Source organism: Rhodococcus antarcticus (assembly GCF_026153295.1).
In the GTDB taxonomy this organism is placed as follows: domain Bacteria; phylum Actinomycetota; class Actinomycetes; order Mycobacteriales; family Mycobacteriaceae; genus Rhodococcus_D; species Rhodococcus_D antarcticus.
Genome location: NZ_CP110615.1, coordinates 3368431 through 3383294, shown reverse-complemented (window position 1 = coordinate 3383294; position 14864 = coordinate 3368431). Strand labels below are relative to the sequence as shown.

12 protein-coding genes are annotated in these 14864 nt (G+C 74.3%); 8 read left to right on the top strand and 4 right to left on the bottom strand.

Going from position 1 to position 14864, the window contains the following annotated elements:
- The first annotated feature begins 9 nt into the window (after positions 1 to 9).
- The 8 genes from RHODO2019_RS16530 to RHODO2019_RS16495 all read left to right on the top strand — a co-directional run bounded on the left by RHODO2019_RS16530 (position 10) and on the right by RHODO2019_RS16495 (position 10984).
- Positions 10 to 684: an NUDIX hydrolase gene (locus tag RHODO2019_RS16530; RefSeq protein WP_290428879.1), complete on the top strand. Its 675-nt coding sequence runs from the start codon at positions 10 to 12 to the stop codon at positions 682 to 684.
- Positions 681 to 2984 (top strand): DUF6049 family protein, encoded by a 2304-nt coding sequence (locus RHODO2019_RS16525; RefSeq protein ID WP_265382802.1) that lies wholly within the window; start codon positions 681 to 683, stop codon positions 2982 to 2984. The genes RHODO2019_RS16530 and RHODO2019_RS16525 overlap by 4 nt, the downstream gene beginning before the upstream one ends.
- Complete coding sequence (locus tag RHODO2019_RS16520) at positions 2981 to 6661, top strand: murein biosynthesis integral membrane protein MurJ (RefSeq protein ID WP_265382801.1); 3681 nt, start codon at positions 2981 to 2983, stop codon at positions 6659 to 6661. Before RHODO2019_RS16525 ends, RHODO2019_RS16520 begins: the two co-directional genes overlap by 4 nt.
- Before the next feature lie 46 nt (positions 6662 to 6707).
- Complete coding sequence (gene sigM / locus RHODO2019_RS16515; protein ID WP_265382800.1) at positions 6708 to 7388, top strand: RNA polymerase sigma factor SigM; 681 nt, start codon at positions 6708 to 6710, stop codon at positions 7386 to 7388.
- Entirely contained in the window at positions 7385 to 8173 is a 789-nt protein-coding gene (locus tag RHODO2019_RS16510; RefSeq protein ID WP_265382799.1) for an RsmA family anti-sigma factor, read from the top strand. Before sigM ends, RHODO2019_RS16510 begins: the two co-directional genes overlap by 4 nt.
- A gap of 86 nt (positions 8174 to 8259) precedes the next feature.
- A complete protein-coding gene (trxB, locus tag RHODO2019_RS16505) occupies positions 8260 to 9273 on the top strand; it encodes a thioredoxin-disulfide reductase (RefSeq protein ID WP_265382798.1) in 1014 nt (337 codons plus the stop codon).
- A gap of 68 nt (positions 9274 to 9341) precedes the next feature.
- The gene (trxA, locus tag RHODO2019_RS16500) at positions 9342 to 9665 is read left to right on the top strand and encodes a thioredoxin (RefSeq protein WP_265382797.1); all 324 of its coding nucleotides are present in this window, start codon (positions 9342 to 9344) and stop codon (positions 9663 to 9665) included.
- Positions 9666 to 9838: 173 nt separating this feature from the next.
- Entirely contained in the window at positions 9839 to 10984 is a 1146-nt protein-coding gene (locus RHODO2019_RS16495; protein WP_265382796.1) for an N-acetylmuramoyl-L-alanine amidase, read from the top strand.
- A 13-nt stretch (positions 10985 to 10997) separates the two neighbouring features.
- Here RHODO2019_RS16495 and RHODO2019_RS16490 read toward each other — a convergent pair whose 3' ends face one another.
- The 4 genes from RHODO2019_RS16490 to rsmG form a co-directional block, all read right to left on the bottom strand.
- The gene (locus tag RHODO2019_RS16490; protein WP_435532141.1) at positions 10998 to 11666 is read right to left on the bottom strand and encodes a GNAT family N-acetyltransferase; all 669 of its coding nucleotides are present in this window, start codon (positions 11664 to 11666) and stop codon (positions 10998 to 11000) included.
- Positions 11667 to 11950: 284 nt separating this feature from the next.
- Positions 11951 to 12919, bottom strand: coding sequence for a ParB/RepB/Spo0J family partition protein (locus RHODO2019_RS16485; protein WP_265382794.1), 969 nt, complete (start codon positions 12917 to 12919; stop codon positions 11951 to 11953).
- Entirely contained in the window at positions 12916 to 13842 is a 927-nt protein-coding gene (locus tag RHODO2019_RS16480) for a ParA family protein (protein WP_265384831.1), read from the bottom strand. Before RHODO2019_RS16480 ends, RHODO2019_RS16485 begins: the two co-directional genes overlap by 4 nt.
- A 124-nt stretch (positions 13843 to 13966) precedes the next feature.
- Positions 13967 to 14620 carry a 16S rRNA (guanine(527)-N(7))-methyltransferase RsmG gene (gene rsmG / locus RHODO2019_RS16475; protein WP_265382793.1) on the bottom strand — a complete coding sequence of 218 codons (654 nt, stop codon included), beginning with the start codon at positions 14618 to 14620 and terminating at the stop codon, positions 13967 to 13969.
- Positions 14621 to 14864 lie beyond the last annotated feature (244 nt).

The following is a 14864-nucleotide window of genomic DNA, read 5'->3' as shown; positions in this document are numbered from 1 at the left end:
ATCGGGTGCGTGCCTTCCACCGAGCCCGACGACGGGGTCCCCCGTCCGGCGCCGGGGGCCACGGGGCGCACCCGCCCGTCCGCACCGAGCAGCCCGGACACCGCCGTCCCGAGCCCCGGCCGTCGTGCCGAGGGCCGCCGGGTCGCCGACGGGCGCGATCCGCGCCACGGTGGCCGGGCGCGGATGCGCACCGTGGACGAGACCTCCGCCGGAGGTCTCGTCGTGCGGGGGCTCGACGGCCCGCCCGAGCACCGCACCGCCGCGCTCATCGGCCGCACCGACCGGCGGGGTCGACTGCTGTGGTCGCTGCCCAAGGGCCACCTCGAGGAGGGGGAGACCGCGGTGCAGGCCGCCGAGCGCGAGGTGCAGGAGGAGACCGGGATCCTCGGTCGCGTGCTGACCCCCCTCGGGGACATCGACTACTGGTTCGTCACCGAGGGCCGTCGCGTGCACAAGACGGTGCACCACTTCCTGCTGCGCCACCTCGGCGGCGAGCTCTGCGACGAGGACGTCGAGGTCACCGAGGTGGCCTGGGTCCCGCTCGCGGAGATGGACACCCGGCTGGCCTACGCCGACGAGCGACGACTGGTGCAGACGGCCCACGACGTCATCTCCCGGCTCGGGTCCTCCCGGGACGGGGACGCGACGGGGCCCGGCTCGCCGGGCGGACCCAGCCGGTCGTGAGGGGTGGCGGTCGGCACGCAGCCCTGCTCCTGCTGCTCACCCTCCTCGGCGCGGTCTGCGGGGTGGTGCCGGCGGCCGCGACACCGTCGACCGGTCAGGCCGCGCTCGCCGGACCCCGTTTCGTGGAGCTCACCGTCGGGACGGTCTCGCCCGGCGTGGTCACCGCCGCGACCACCGCCCTGATCGTCACCGGAAGCCTGCGCAACACCGGGGACCGCAGCGTCTCCGACCTGGAGGTCCGTCTGCAGCGAGCTCCCGCGGTGACCACGGCCGCGGGACTCACCGCCGCGCTGCGCGCCGTCCCCGAGACCTTCAGCGCCACCGGGCCCTTCCATCGGGTGGCGGACCGCCTCGAGCCCGGCGGCTCGGTGGACTTCGCCCTCGAGCTGCCCACCACGGGCGGCCCCGGGAGCTCGCTGGCCCTCGCCGGCCCCGGTGTCTACCCCGTGCTCGTCAACGTCAACGGCACGCCCGACTTCGGCAACCCCGCCCGGCTGGACGCAGCGCACCTCCTGCTCCCCGTGCAGGGTGTCCCCGGCAGCACCCCGCCGAGCACCACCCCGCCGAGCAGCACCCCGCCGAGCACCACCCCGCCGAGCACCACCCCGCCGAGCACCCCCGTGGCCCCGCCCGGGGTGACGCTGCTGTGGCCGCTGGCCGACACCCCGCGCCTGCTGCCCGTCACACCCGGCTCCGCACCCCTGCTCAGCGACGACGACCTGGCCACCTCCCTCGCCGAGGGCGGGCGCCTGGACGGCCTGCTCAGGGCGGCGACCACCGCCACCTCGGCGACGGCCGACCCCACCGGGCAGCTCGGCGCCAGCCTCTGCCTGGCCGTGGACCCGGATCTCCTGGCCACCGCCGAGGCGATGACCACCCCGGGCGGGTACCAGGTGCGTACCAGCACCGGCACCACGGCCGGCACCGGCACCGACGCGGCCGCCCGGTGGCTGAACCGCCTGAGGACGGCTGCCGCTGACACCTGCGTGACCGCGCTCCCGTGGGCCCGGGCCGACCTCAACGCCAGCGCCCGCGCCGGGCTCGCCACCCAGGAGCGGCTCGCCGTCACCGGCGGTGCGGCCCAGGTCGCCCGGGTCACCGGTGCCGACTCCCTGCCCACCCTCACCTGGCCCGTGGACGGGGTGCTGACCGACACCGCAGCCGCCGACCTGCAGGCGATGGGACAGACCTCGGTGCTGCTGTCCGCCGCCGCCGTGTCCGCGGCGGGTGGCGCCCAGCTGGACCCGACCACCCGCACCGCCCGCGTACCGGCCGGCGCGGGCACGCTCGGCGCCGCGCTGCTGGACCCGCCCACCGCCACGGCCCTCGCGGCCACCGGGAGCAACCCGGTCACCGGTGGCGCGGACACCTCGACCACCGACCGTGCGAGCGCGCTGCAGGACGCGCTGGGGGCGCTGTCCTGGCCCTCCCTGGTCGGCCTCGGCGGCGACGGGACCGCGGCGGGCGCGCCGACGTCGGTCGTCGTGGCCCCGCCCCAGCTGTGGACCGCGGACGCCACCGAGGCCACGGCGGTGATCGGGGCCGTGGGCGGTCTGCTCACCGCCGGCCTCGCGACCGCCCGTCCGCTGGAGTCCCTGGTCGCCGGGACGCAGACGGCCACCACGACCGCCGCGCTCGCCTACCCCGTGGGCGCCGCGGCCGCCGAGCTCGCCGCCACCACCACCGACGCGGTGGCCGGGACCGCCGGGGCCGTCGCCGACCTCGCCGCGGCCACCACCACCGACGTGCAGGCCCAGGTGGACCCGATCACCCTGACCGACCCGCTGCAGCTGGACCTGGTGCGCTCGCTGTCCCGGGCGCCCGACGCGCCCCCGGCCTCCGGCGTCGCCGACGTGCTCAGCAACCTCAAGGCCCAGGTGCAGCTGCAGGCCCCGGGCGGGCCCTACACCCTGGCGTCGGAGACCAGCCCCCTGCTGCTGGTGGTGCGCAACGGGCTCCCGGTCACGGTGGACGTGCGGATCGCGGTCACCGGGCCACCGGGGCTCACGGTCACCGACACCGGGGTGCAGCAGCTGCCCGCGAACTCCTCACGCCAGCTGATGCTGCCGACCTCGGTCGGCCGCACCGGGCAGTTCGCCGTGGACGTCACGCTGACCACCTCGGGCGGGCAGAGCCTGGGACCGGCCACCCGCGTGCTGGTCCTGTCCACCGCCTACGGCACGGCCACCGCAGCGGTGACCGGGGCCGCAGCGCTGCTGCTTCTGGTCCTGGTGGGTCGGCGGCTGTGGCACCGCTTCCGCGGGCAGGACGACCCCGCCGACGAGGGCAGGCAGCCGTGAGCAGACCCCTCCCGCGGCGGCGACGGGTGGACGGCGACGGTCCCCGCCACGCCCTCGCCGACGCCACCGCCGGTGCCCCCGCCGACACCGGCACGCTGCCCGTGGTGGGCCCCGGGCCCGTCGCCCCCGCCGCCGAGCGACCGGCCCAGGCCCGCGCCGACGCCGCCGAGCGCTCCGACGCCAGGCTGCTGCGCACCACCGGCTCGCTCGCACTGCCGACGCTGGTCAGCCGGGTGACCGGGTTCGGCAAGGCCCTGGCCATCACGGCCGTGCTCGGCATCGGGGCGGTCTCGGACTCCTTCACCATCGCCAACACGCTGCCCAACATCGTCGCGGAGCTCGTCCTCGGCGCAGTCCTGACCAGCATCATCATCCCGGTCCTCGTGCGCGCCGAGCGGGAGGACACCGACGGTGGTGCGCTGTTCACCCGCAAGCTCGTCACCGTCGCCGGGGTCGTGCTGCTCGTCGCGACGGTGCTCGCCGTCCTGGCCGCCCCCCTGCTCACCCGGCTCTACCTCGGCGGCGACTCCGCGGCGGACGAGCGGCTGGCCACGCTGTTCGCGGTCCTGCTGCTGCCGCAGATCGTGTTCTACGGGTTCAGCGCGTTGTTCGGCGCCGTGCTCAACACCCGCGGGGTCTTCGGCCTGGTCGCCTGGTCGCCGGTGCTGAACAACGTGGTCACCCTGGTCACCCTCGGGGTGTACGTGCTGCTGCCCGGCGAGCTCGAGGTCTCGCCGACCAACCCGCACCTGCTCGTCCTGGGGATCGGCACCACGCTGGGCATCGTCGCGCAGGTGGCGGTGGTGGTCCCCGCGCTGCGGCGCACCGGGGTGGACCTGCGGCCCAGCTGGGGCCTGGACGCCCGGCTGCGCCGCTTCGGCGGTCTCGCGGTGGCCGTCATCGCCTACGTCCTCGTCGCCCAGGTGGGCCTCGTCGTCACCAACCGGGTGGCCAACGCCGCGGCGGACGGTGCCGTCATCACCTACGCGAACGCCTGGCTGCTGCTGCAGGTGCCGTACGGGATCATCGGCGTCTCGCTGCTCACGGCGATCATGCCGCGGATGTCCCGGGCGGCGGCCGCCGGGGACTCCCGCTCGGTGGTGGCCGACCTGGCGCTGGGCTCTCGGCTGTCGACCGTGGCGCTGCTGCCGATCATCGTCCTGTTCACCGTGCACGGCGCCACCCTGGGTACCGCGCTGTTCGCCTACGGCCGGGCCAGCTCCGAGGGTGCGAGCGGCATCGGCAGCGCCGTGGCCGCCTCGGCGTTCGGGCTCCTGCCCTTCGCGGTGGTGCTGCTGCAGCTTCGGGTGTTCTACGCGCGGCAGGAGGCCTGGGTCCCCACGCTCGTCATGGTGGCGATGACGGTCGTCAAGGTCCCGGTGGTGCTCGTGCTCCCGGAGCTGCTCGCCCCGGAGGACGTGGTGCTGGGGCTGGCCGCGGCGAACGCCCTCAGCTTCGCCGTGGGGGCCGCGCTGGGCGGGTTCCTGCTGCGCCGGGCGCTCGGACCGCTGGGCACCGGGGCGCTGCTGCGGACCACCGGGCTCGTCCTGGCGGCGAGCCTGGCCGGGGTCGCCGTCGACCTCACGTTCTCGAGCGTGGTCGGGCTCGACGGCCTCAGCCGGGCCCTCGGCGGGCCGGGCGCGGTGGTCGAGCTGGCCGTGCACACGGTGCTGGTGCTGGGGGTGGCCGTGGCGGTCCTGCTGCGGCTGCGGCTGCCCGAGCTGGACGTGCTGCGCCCCGCGCTGGCATCGCTGGGTCGACGGCTCGGACGGGGTGGCGGCCCGGCGCAGCCGGTGGACCCGCAGCCGCCGGCGGGCGCACCATCCGGGGCGGTGCCCGCGCTCCCGTACCCTGGACACCCACGGGGGCCGCTCCAGCAGGACGGCGCCCAGCGAGGTGGAGGTGGAACCGTGAGCGGGGACGACGAGCGCCCAGGCGCGATCCGGTCGGCCCCTGAGCAGACCCCACCTGCTGTCGTCCCCGCCCCGCCCGTCCCCGCCCCGCCCGTCCCCGCCCCGCCCGTCCCCGCCCCGCCCGTCCCCGCCCCGCCCGTCCCCGCCCCGCCCGTCGCCGGCGGGCCACCGTCGTCCGCTCCCCGGCCGCCCGTCCGAGGTCCCCGACTGGTGCCGGGCGCGGCCGTCGCCGGCGGGCGCTACCGGCTCCTCGCGGAGCACGGCGGCTCGGGCGAGCTGCGCTTCTGGCAGGCCCGCGACACGACGCTGGACCGCGACGTGGCGCTCACCTTCGTCGACGCCGCGCAGTCCTCTCCCGCGCAGGACCCCGAGCTCGAGGGGCCGCAGGCCGTGCTCTCCCGCACCCGGCGCCTCGGCGGGATCACGACGCCCGGGCTCGCCCGCGTGCTGGACGTCGTGCGCGGGAGCTCGGGCGGGATCGTCGTGTCGGAGTGGACCCCGGGCCGCTCGCTGCGCGAGGTGTCCGAGACCGAGCCGTCCCCGGTGGGTGCCGCCCGCGCCGTGCGGTCGCTGGCCTCGGCGGCGGAGTCCGCGCACCGGGCCGGCACCGCGCTGGCCATCGACCACCCCGACCGCGTGCGGATCAGCTCCGCGGGCAACGCCGTCCTGGCCTTCCCCGGGGTGGCCGCCACCGCCGACCAGCGCAACGACGTCCGTGGCCTCGGGGCCGTGCTGTACGCACTCACCACCGCGCACTGGCCGTTGCCGGCTCCCGGGCGCAGCGGGGACGACGGACCCGTCGGTGGCCTGCCCCGCGCACCGCTGGGGCGCAACGGCGCTGCCGTCGAGCCCCGCACCCTCCGGCCGACCGTGCCGTTCGAGATCTCCGCCGTGACCGTCCGCGCGCTCGAGCCGGACAGCGGCCTGCGCACCGCCGCCGCGGTGCAGACGGTGCTGGACCAGGCCTCGGTCCTGGACCAGCAGACCGACATGTTCCCCGCGATCACCCAGGAGGCCCCGCTGGCCGCCGAGGGTGCCCGGGGCCCTCGAGCTGCGGGTGCCGCGCGACGGCCGTCCGGGAGCGTGGAGCAGGCGCCCCCGGACGGCCGTCGCGGCAAGCTCACCGCCGGGCTGCTCGCCCTCGGCGTCGTGGTGGTGCTCGTCATCGGCGGCGTCGCCTACGGGGTCAGCAACCTGCTCTCGGGCGGATCGTCGGACACCCCGCTGCCCAGCCTCAAGCTCGACCCCACCGGCGGGGTCATCTCCACCACCGCACCCGCCGCGACCACGGCCCCGGCCACCACCCCGCCAGCGGCGGCGGGACCGGTCGCCGTGGCCGGTGCGACCGTCTTCTCGCCGGGCGGCACCGCCGACCACCCGGCGGACGTGGGCCTGGCCGTGGACGGCGACCCCGCCACCGTGTGGCCCACCGACCAGTACAAGCAGCCCTTCCCCCGGCTCAAGGACGGTGTGGGCGTGCTGCTCAACCTGGGCGCGGCGAGCACCCTCTCCAACGTCTCCATCGACTCGCCGAGCGCGGGCACCGTCGTGGAGATCCGCTCCTCGCCCACCGCGGACCCCCAGCTCGGCGACACCACCGTGCTCGCCACCGCGACGCTGACCGCCGGTCGCACCGAGATCCCGGTCACGGCGGCTGCGCCCGTCCAGCACGTCCTGGTCTGGATCACCACGCTGTCCACGGTGAGCGGGAAGAACCAGAGCGACCTGGCCGAGATCACCCTCACGTCCGGGCCTTCACGGTAACCTCACGCCGGTGACGGGGCCGGGGTGGAGGAATCGCTCGTCCTCCGTGCCCGCGGCCCGCCAGACCGACCAGGACCGGCCCGCCGGTCACGTCAGCGACGAGGCGCTGCTGGCGGCGCACGTGGCCGGGGACCCGCACGCGTTCGGCGAGCTCGTCCGCCGCCACCGGGACCGGATGTGGGCGGTGGCCCTGCGCACCACGCGGGACCCCGACGAGGCCGCCGACGCCCTGCAGGACGCCTTCCTGTCCGCGCACCGGGCCGCCGCGGCCTTCCGGGCCGACGCCAAGGTCACCACCTGGCTGCACCGCATCGTGGTCAACGCTTGCCTGGACCGCCTGCGCAAGCGTGCTGCCCGCCCCACGGTCCCGCTGCCCGAGGACGGCTGGGACGAGCCGGCCGAGCCCCGGGACCGGGTCTCGGAGCGGGAGACGGCCATGGCGGTGCACGAGGCCCTGCTGCAGATCCCCCCGGACCAGCGCGCCGCCGTCGTGGCCGTGGACGTCGAGGGGTTCTCGGTCGCCGACGCCGCCCGGGCGCTGGGGGTGGCCGAGGGGACCATCAAGAGCCGCTGCGCCCGCGGCCGGGTCAAGCTGGCGGTGCTGCTCGGCCACCTGCGGGAGGACGGCGGCGCGGACGGGACCGGACCCGTCGAGGCGGCACGGAACCGACCGGCGCTGCCGCGCGTCGGAGCGGGAGACGTCCGCGTGGGAGAGGAGGGTTCGTGAGCGAGCACCGTGACCGGCCCGCGAGCCCCCCGCCCGGAGGACCGGTGACACCGGACACCGCCCGGAAGGACGCCGTCAGGGTGCTGGCCGAGCTGCACGCCGGCGCGCTGACCCCGGAGGCCGCTGCCGAGGTACGGGCGCGCCTCGACCCGGCCGCCCTGGCCGTGCTCGGCGCCCTCGACACCACGGTGGCCGACCTCGCCGTCCTGGGCGCCGAGCCCGTGGCCGTGCCCCTGCCACCCGACGTCTCCGCCCGCCTCGACGCGGCCCTGGCGGGTCTGCGGCCGTCCACAGCTGTTCCGGAACCCCTGGCCCGTGAGCCCCGACCCACCCCCGTGACCGATCTCGCCACCGCGCGCCGAGCGCGCGCGGGGCGCGGTCGCGCGGTCGGCGCCGGGGTGCTGGCCGCGGCAGCCGCCGCCGTCGCGGTCGTGGTCCTCGGTGGCCTCGTCGGCGGGCCCGCAGCCACGCCCGGCACTGCCGTCGCCGTGCCGCTCGACCTGGGTGACGGCGCACTGGGCACCACCGTGCTGGCGTCGCTGGGCACCACCGACCTCGGGCCGCTGCGCGATCCCACCGTGCTCGCCGGCTGCCTGGCCGCCAACGGGGTGCCCGCAGGCGCCCCCGTGCTCGGCAGCTCGCAGGTGCTGCTGCGGGGTGAGCCGGGCACCCTGCTCCTGCTGACCAGCGGCACCGCAGGGGTCTTCACCGCCCTGGTGGTGGGCCCGACCTGCTCGGCGGGCGATCCCGCTCTGCTCGTCCGCCAGCAGATCGGCGCCCGCTAGCACCCGGAACAAGCACCCGCCGGGTCGCGTTGGAGCCACCAGGAGCCGAGATCGCCTCGGCGCAGCCGCCACGGAGGGTCAGAACAGTGACCGACAGCACCACCGCGGGGCCCGACGAGGTCCGCGACGTCATCGTCATCGGGTCCGGGCCCGCCGGGTACACCGCCGCCGTCTACACCGCGCGCGCCCAGCTGAGGCCGCTGGTGTTCGAGGGGACCCAGTTCGGCGGGGCCTTGATGACCACCACGGAGGTCGAGAACTTCCCCGGCTTCCGCGACGGCATCATGGGCCCAGACCTCATGGGCGAGATGCGCGAGCAGGCCACCCGCTTCGGCGCCGAGCTGCGTGCGGAGGACGTCGAGGCCGTCGACCTCTCCGGTGCGGTCAAGACCGTTCTCGCCAACGGCACCACCTACTCCGCGCGTGCGGTCATCCTCTCGATGGGCGCCGCACCCCGCTACCTCGGGGTGCCCGGCGAGCAGACCCTGCTGGGCCGCGGCGTCAGCTCCTGCGCCACCTGTGACGGCTTCTTCTTCCGCGACCAGGACATCGCCGTCGTCGGCGGCGGGGACTCCGCGATGGAGGAGGCGACGTTCCTGACCCGCTTCGCCCGCACCGTGACCGTGGTCCACCGCCGGGAGGAGTTCCGCTCCTCCCGCATCATGCTGGAGCGGGCGCGGGGCAACGACAAGATCCGCTTCGTGACCAACTCCGAGGTCACCGAGGTGCTCGGTGAAGGAAGCGTGAGCGGGCTCCGCCTGCGGGACACCGTCACGGGAGCCGAGACCACCCTCGACGTCACGGCCATGTTCGTCGCCGTCGGCCACGACCCGCGCAGCGCTCTGGTGCGGGACCAGGTGGAGGTCGACGACGCCGGCTACGTCCAGGTGGCTGCGCGCGGCACGGCCACCTCGCTCGACGGCGTCTTCGCAGCCGGCGACCTCGTGGACCACACCTACCGCCAGGCCATCACCGCGGCCGGCACCGGTTGCGCCGCCGCCATCGACGCCGAGCGCTGGCTCGCCGAGAACGCGGTCGACGACCACGCCGAGCTCGCCAGCGAGCTCGTGGGCGGCGGGTACGGCTCGTCCGCGTCCTGACCCGCTCGTCCACCCCCGAACCACCCCCGACCGACCACACCGGCCCGTCACGTCACAGGAGGAACACCATGAGCACCCCCATCACCGTCACCGACGCCACGTTCGCCGCAGAGGTCCTCGGCAGCAGCAAGCCCGTGCTGGTCGACTTCTGGGCGACGTGGTGCGGCCCGTGCAAGATGGTCGCCCCGGTGCTCGAGGAGATCGCCAACGAGCACGGCGAGAAGATCACCATCGCCAAGATGGACATCGACGCGAACCCGTCCATCCCGCGCGACTACCAGATCCTCTCCATCCCCACGATGATCCTGTTCCAGGACGGCAAGCCCGTGAAGCAGATCGTCGGCGCCAAGCCCAAGGCGGCTCTGCTGGCCGACCTCAGCGACGTCCTCTGATCGAGCTGCGCTGCAGGTCACAGGCCTGACCGATCTCGGCAGGACCGGTCCCGGACACTCGGGACCGGTCCTGCGTCGTCTCCGTCAAGTGCGGTCCACAGCCCCGGTCGTGCGAAGATCGACCGACGCCAGACGCCCGACACCCGAGCACGGACGAGGAAGGCCCCCACCCGATGCAGCTGCTCCGTTCCGGCGACCGCGGCCCCGCCGTGGCTGCGGTGCGCGCCTCGCTGCTCGCCCTGGACCTCCTGGCTCCCGCCCCCGCCGGCTCGGAGAACCACTTCGACGACGCCGTGCACGACGCCGTGCGGAGGTTCCAGCAGGAGAAGGGCCTCATCGTCGACGGCCTCGTGGGGGTCATGACGTGGCGCCGGCTCGAGGAGGCGGGCTACCGGTTCGGGCAGCGCACCCTCATCTACTCCCTCTCCGCGCCGATGGCCGGTGACGACGTCGCGGAGCTGCAGACCCGCCTGCTCGAGCTCGGCTTCAACGCCGGCCGGCACGACGGCGTGTTCGGACAGCAGACCGACGCGGCGCTCCGCGACTTCCAGGGCCAGTACGGGCTCGGCGTGGACGGGATCTGCGGGCCCGCCACGCGCGGTGCCCTCGCCCCCCTGACCAAGGTGACCGGTGGCTCGCTGCACCGCATCCGCGAGGAGGAGACCCTCCGGGTCTCGGGCCCGCGCCTGCGCGGCAAGCGCATCGTCATCGACCCCGGTCACGGGGGTCTCGACCGTGGCTCGGTCGGGACGGGTCCCGCCGGGGACGTCGCGGAGTCCGACGTCGTGTGGGACATCGCGACCCTGCTGGAGGGCAGGATGACCGCCACGGGGATGGAGACGCTGCTGACGCGCTCGCAGTCCACCAGCCCCGCGGACGTCGAGCGGGCGGCCCTGGCCAACAGCTGGGGCGCCGACCTGGTGCTCTCGCTGCACGCGGACGCCCACCGCAGCCCCCGCGCCGAGGGCGTGGCCACCTTCCACTTCGGCAACCCCGAGGGCACCAGCTCGAGCATGGGCGAGCTGCTGGCCTCCTACGTGCAGCGCGAGCTGGTGGTCCGCACGGGGATGCTGGACGGCCGCACGCACGCTCGGACCTGGGAGCTGTTGCGCCGCACAAGGATGCCCACGGTGCAGGTGGAGCTGGGGTACCTCTCGAACTCGGGGGACCTGGCCCAGCTCGCCGACCCCCGCGTGCGCAGCACCGTCGCCGACGCACTGCTCGTGGCCGTGAAGCGTCTGTACCTGCTCGGGGAGAACGACCGGCCAACCGGGACGTTCACCTACGCCGACCTGCTCGCGGAGGAGCTGACCCGCTGATCGACGCGCCGGCTCAGGCCGTGCGCCCACCGGGCGTGCGCAGCCCGGTGGCGTGCGCTGGGCTGGCGGACACCGGAATGGTCACCGAGCTGAGCAGCCGCTCCAGCGCTGCCTCGACGTCCTCCTTCCACGTGATGGCCGAGCGCAGCTCGAGGCGCAGCCGTGGCCACCGCTGGTGCGGACGGACCGTCTTGAAGCCGACACCGAGCAGGAACTCGGCCGGGATGACGCAGGATCGGCTGGGCTCCTCCGCGGTCGCGGCCGCGTCACCGAAGGCCTCGATCGCGCGCACGCCGCGACGGGTGAGGTCCTTGACCACGGCCTGGACGAGGGCGCGCCCGATCCCGGCTCCCTCGAAGCCCTCCACCACCCTGAGCGAGGTGAGCAGGACGGCATCCGGACTGACCGGCGAGGTCGGGAAGGCAGCCGACCGGGGCACCGCGCTGGGTGGTGCGTAGAGCGCGTGTCCCGCCGGGATGCCGTCGACGGTGATCGTCTTCCCGCACGAGCCCCACTCGAGCAGGACGCTGGACACCCAGGCCTCCTTCTCGAGGTCGGTCTGGCCGTACTCCTCCGCCTGCGCGAGAGCGTGCGGTGCCAGCTCCCAGAACACGCACCGCCGGCACGACACGGGCAGGTGGCCGAGCGAGTCGAGCGTCAGGTTCGCCATCCGACGGGACACAGCTGCCTCGACCTACCTCTCCAGGACGTCCCGGCGCCGACGCCGAGCCGTGTGCCGCCGCACGTGCGGCTGTGGGCGATCCCCGTGGGAGTGGACCGCCTCGATCACGCCCCAGGATAGGCGATCATGCTGGCCGGCCCGGCAGACGTGGGGATCCACGCGGATCCGGACGACGTTTCACGTGAAACACTTTACTTAGCAACGTCTTCCATCGAACAACCGACTCCTCGACCCTAGTATCGACACAGTGACGGAACGACCCGGTACTGCCTGATGCCGGTTGATCAGGGCCGTGACGACTGCTCACCGCTCATGAGCTGCACGATCCTCTCGAGGTCGTCCACCGAGCCGAACTCGACCACGATCTTGCCCTTCCGCTTGCCCAGGCTGACGGTCACCCGGGTGTCGAAGCTGTCCGACAGCCGTTCGGCCACGTCCTGCAACCCCGGCATCTGGATCGGCCGGCGGACCGAGGGGGGAGCGGGGGTGCTCCCCTGATCAGCCCGTGATCGCAGCAGCACCACAGCCTCCTCCGTGGCACGCACCGACATCCCCTCGGCCACGATGCGCGCCGCCAGCTCCTCCTGTTCCGCGCTCGACCCGTCCAGCGACAGCAGCGCCCGCGCGTGCCCGGCCGAGAGCACTCCGGCGGCCACGCGTCGCTGCACCGCCACCGGGAGGCGCAGCAGCCGGATGGTGTTGCTGACCACCGGACGTGACCGGCCGAGTCGGGACGCGAGCTCCTCGTGGGTCACGTCGAACTCCTGCAGCAGCTGCTGGTACGCCGCGGCCTCCTCCAACGGGTTGAGCTGCGCTCGGTGGATGTTCTCCAGCAGCGCGTCGCGCAGCATGTCCTGATCGGCGGTCGACCGAACGATCGCGGGGATGGTGCTCAGCCCTGCCGCCTCGCTGGCCCGCCACCGCCGCTCACCCATGACCAGCTCGTAGCTCCCCGGCGTCGTCTCGCGCACCACCACCGGCTGGAGCAGGCCGAACTCTCGGATGGAGTGCACGAGCTCGGCGAGGGCCTCCTCGTCGAACACCGTCCGCGGCTGCTGGGCGTTGGGCACGATGTCGGACAGCGCGAGCTCGCGGTACACGGGCCCGCCGCTCGGTGCTGCGGCACCCACGGGACGGCCACCGCCGATGATGACGTCGGCCGCGGCGCTGCCGAGACGTGGCCCCGCCGACGGCCCGCTGGGGATCAGGGCGGCCAGACCTCGCCCGAGCCCGCCCCGCTTCTGCTCGCTCATGCGGGCTCCTCCCGGGCCGAGTCCCCGCCCGTCGTCGTGTCCTGCGGGCGCAACGTCACATCACCGCGCACTGCCACCTCGCGCCCGGCGTCGAGATAGCTCATGGCTCCACGTGAACCCGGGTCGTAGGTCAGCACCGTCTGCCCGTAGCCGGGGGCCTCGGAGATCTTCACGCTCCGCGGGATCACGGTCCTGAGCACCACCTCTCCGAAGTGGCGTCGCACCTCGTTCGCCACCTGGTCGGAAAGCTTCGTGCGCCCGTCGTACATCGTCAGCAGGATCGTCGACACGTGCAGGGCGGGGTTGAGGTGGGCCTGCACGAGCTCCAGGTTCTTCAACAGCTGCCCCACCCCCTCCAGGGCGTAGTACTCGCACTGGATGGGGATCAGCACCTCCGTCGCCGCGACGAGTGCGTTCACGGTGAGCAGCCCCAGGGACGGTGGGCAGTCGATGAGGACGAAGTCGACTCCGAGCCGATCCATCGTCGCACCGTCCAGGGCGTTCTTCAGGCGTGCCTCTCGTGCCACCAGGGACACCAGCTCGATCTCCGCGCCCGCCAGGTCGATCGTGGCGGGGACGCACAGCAGGCGCTCGGACTCGGGGCTGGTCTGCACCGCGTCAGCGAGCGGGAGCTCGCCGAGGAGGACCTCGTAGATCGACGACACTCCGGAGTGGTGCTCGACGCCCAGCGCGGTGCTGGCGTTGCCCTGCGGGTCGAGGTCCACCACGAGAACCGTCAGCCCGTGCAGCGCGAGCGCAGCCGCCAGGTTGACGGTGCTCGTCGTCTTGCCGACACCGCCCTTCTGGTTCGCCACCGTGAGCACGCGACGGCTGGACGGCTTCGGCAGCGTCTCACCTCCCGGATGCAGGACCTTGGTCGCCCGCTGCGCCGCAGCGCCGATCGGGGTGTCCTCGAACTCCATCACGACGACCACTCCTGAACGTCCGTCACCACTGCGCGCCGCGGACACCGTGCCCGGGCACCCGCTTCCGTGCGCACCTGATGTTCCACGTGAAACATCGTCGTCCCGCTCGGACGGAAGGCGGTCATCGGCGCCGGCCCTTCCGGTTGCGCGGAGGTTGCCGCACCGCCCGGATCACGCGCGTGGGGGTCTCCAGCACACCGACGCCGCACTCGAGCACCGCCAGCTCCCCACCCCCGGCGTGGACCACCGACGTGCGGTCACGCTCCAGCTCCTCGCCGGCCGACTCCCCCTTCAGGGCGAGAACCTGTCCACCCTCGGCCGCGAGCGGTAGACACCACCCCATCAGCTTGGCCAGCGGTGCGACCGCCCTCGCGGTCACGACGTCGGCCCCGCCGATGTCCAGCACCACCTGGCGATCCTCCGCCCGCCCACGCACGACAGCGACGTTGAGCTCGAGCGCCGCCACCGTCTCGCTGAGGAAGGTAGCCCGCCGCAGCAGCGGCTCGACCAGGGTCACCCGGAGATCGGGTCGCGCGATGGCCAGGACCACGCCGGGCAACCCGGCACCGCTACCCACGTCCACCACGCTCGCACCATCGGCCACGAGCTCCGCCACGACGGCGCAGTTCAGCAGGTGGCGGTCCCAGAGCCTGTCCACCTCGCGGGGGCCGATCAGGCCACGCTCCACCGCAGTGGTGGCCAGCACGCCCCAGAAGCGCTCCGCGAGCTCGCGTCTGTCACCGAACACCGTCGTCCGCACGTCGTCGGAAGTCACGCCGGAACCACTCTGCTCATCATCGTCATGTCACGACCATCCTCCCGCACGATCGGAGCGGTGAACACCGTCGGGGCGTCGACGCGGTTTCACGTGAAACATCTTGGTCACGAACAACAGCCGTGTCATTCGACCGGAGTCCACCGCCACGAGCACCCGGGCGTTCGGACGACCTGCGCTGTGGCCAGGGGCCCGCGACGCAGGACGGCCCCCGGTGCACGCACCGGGGGCCGTCTCACGACGC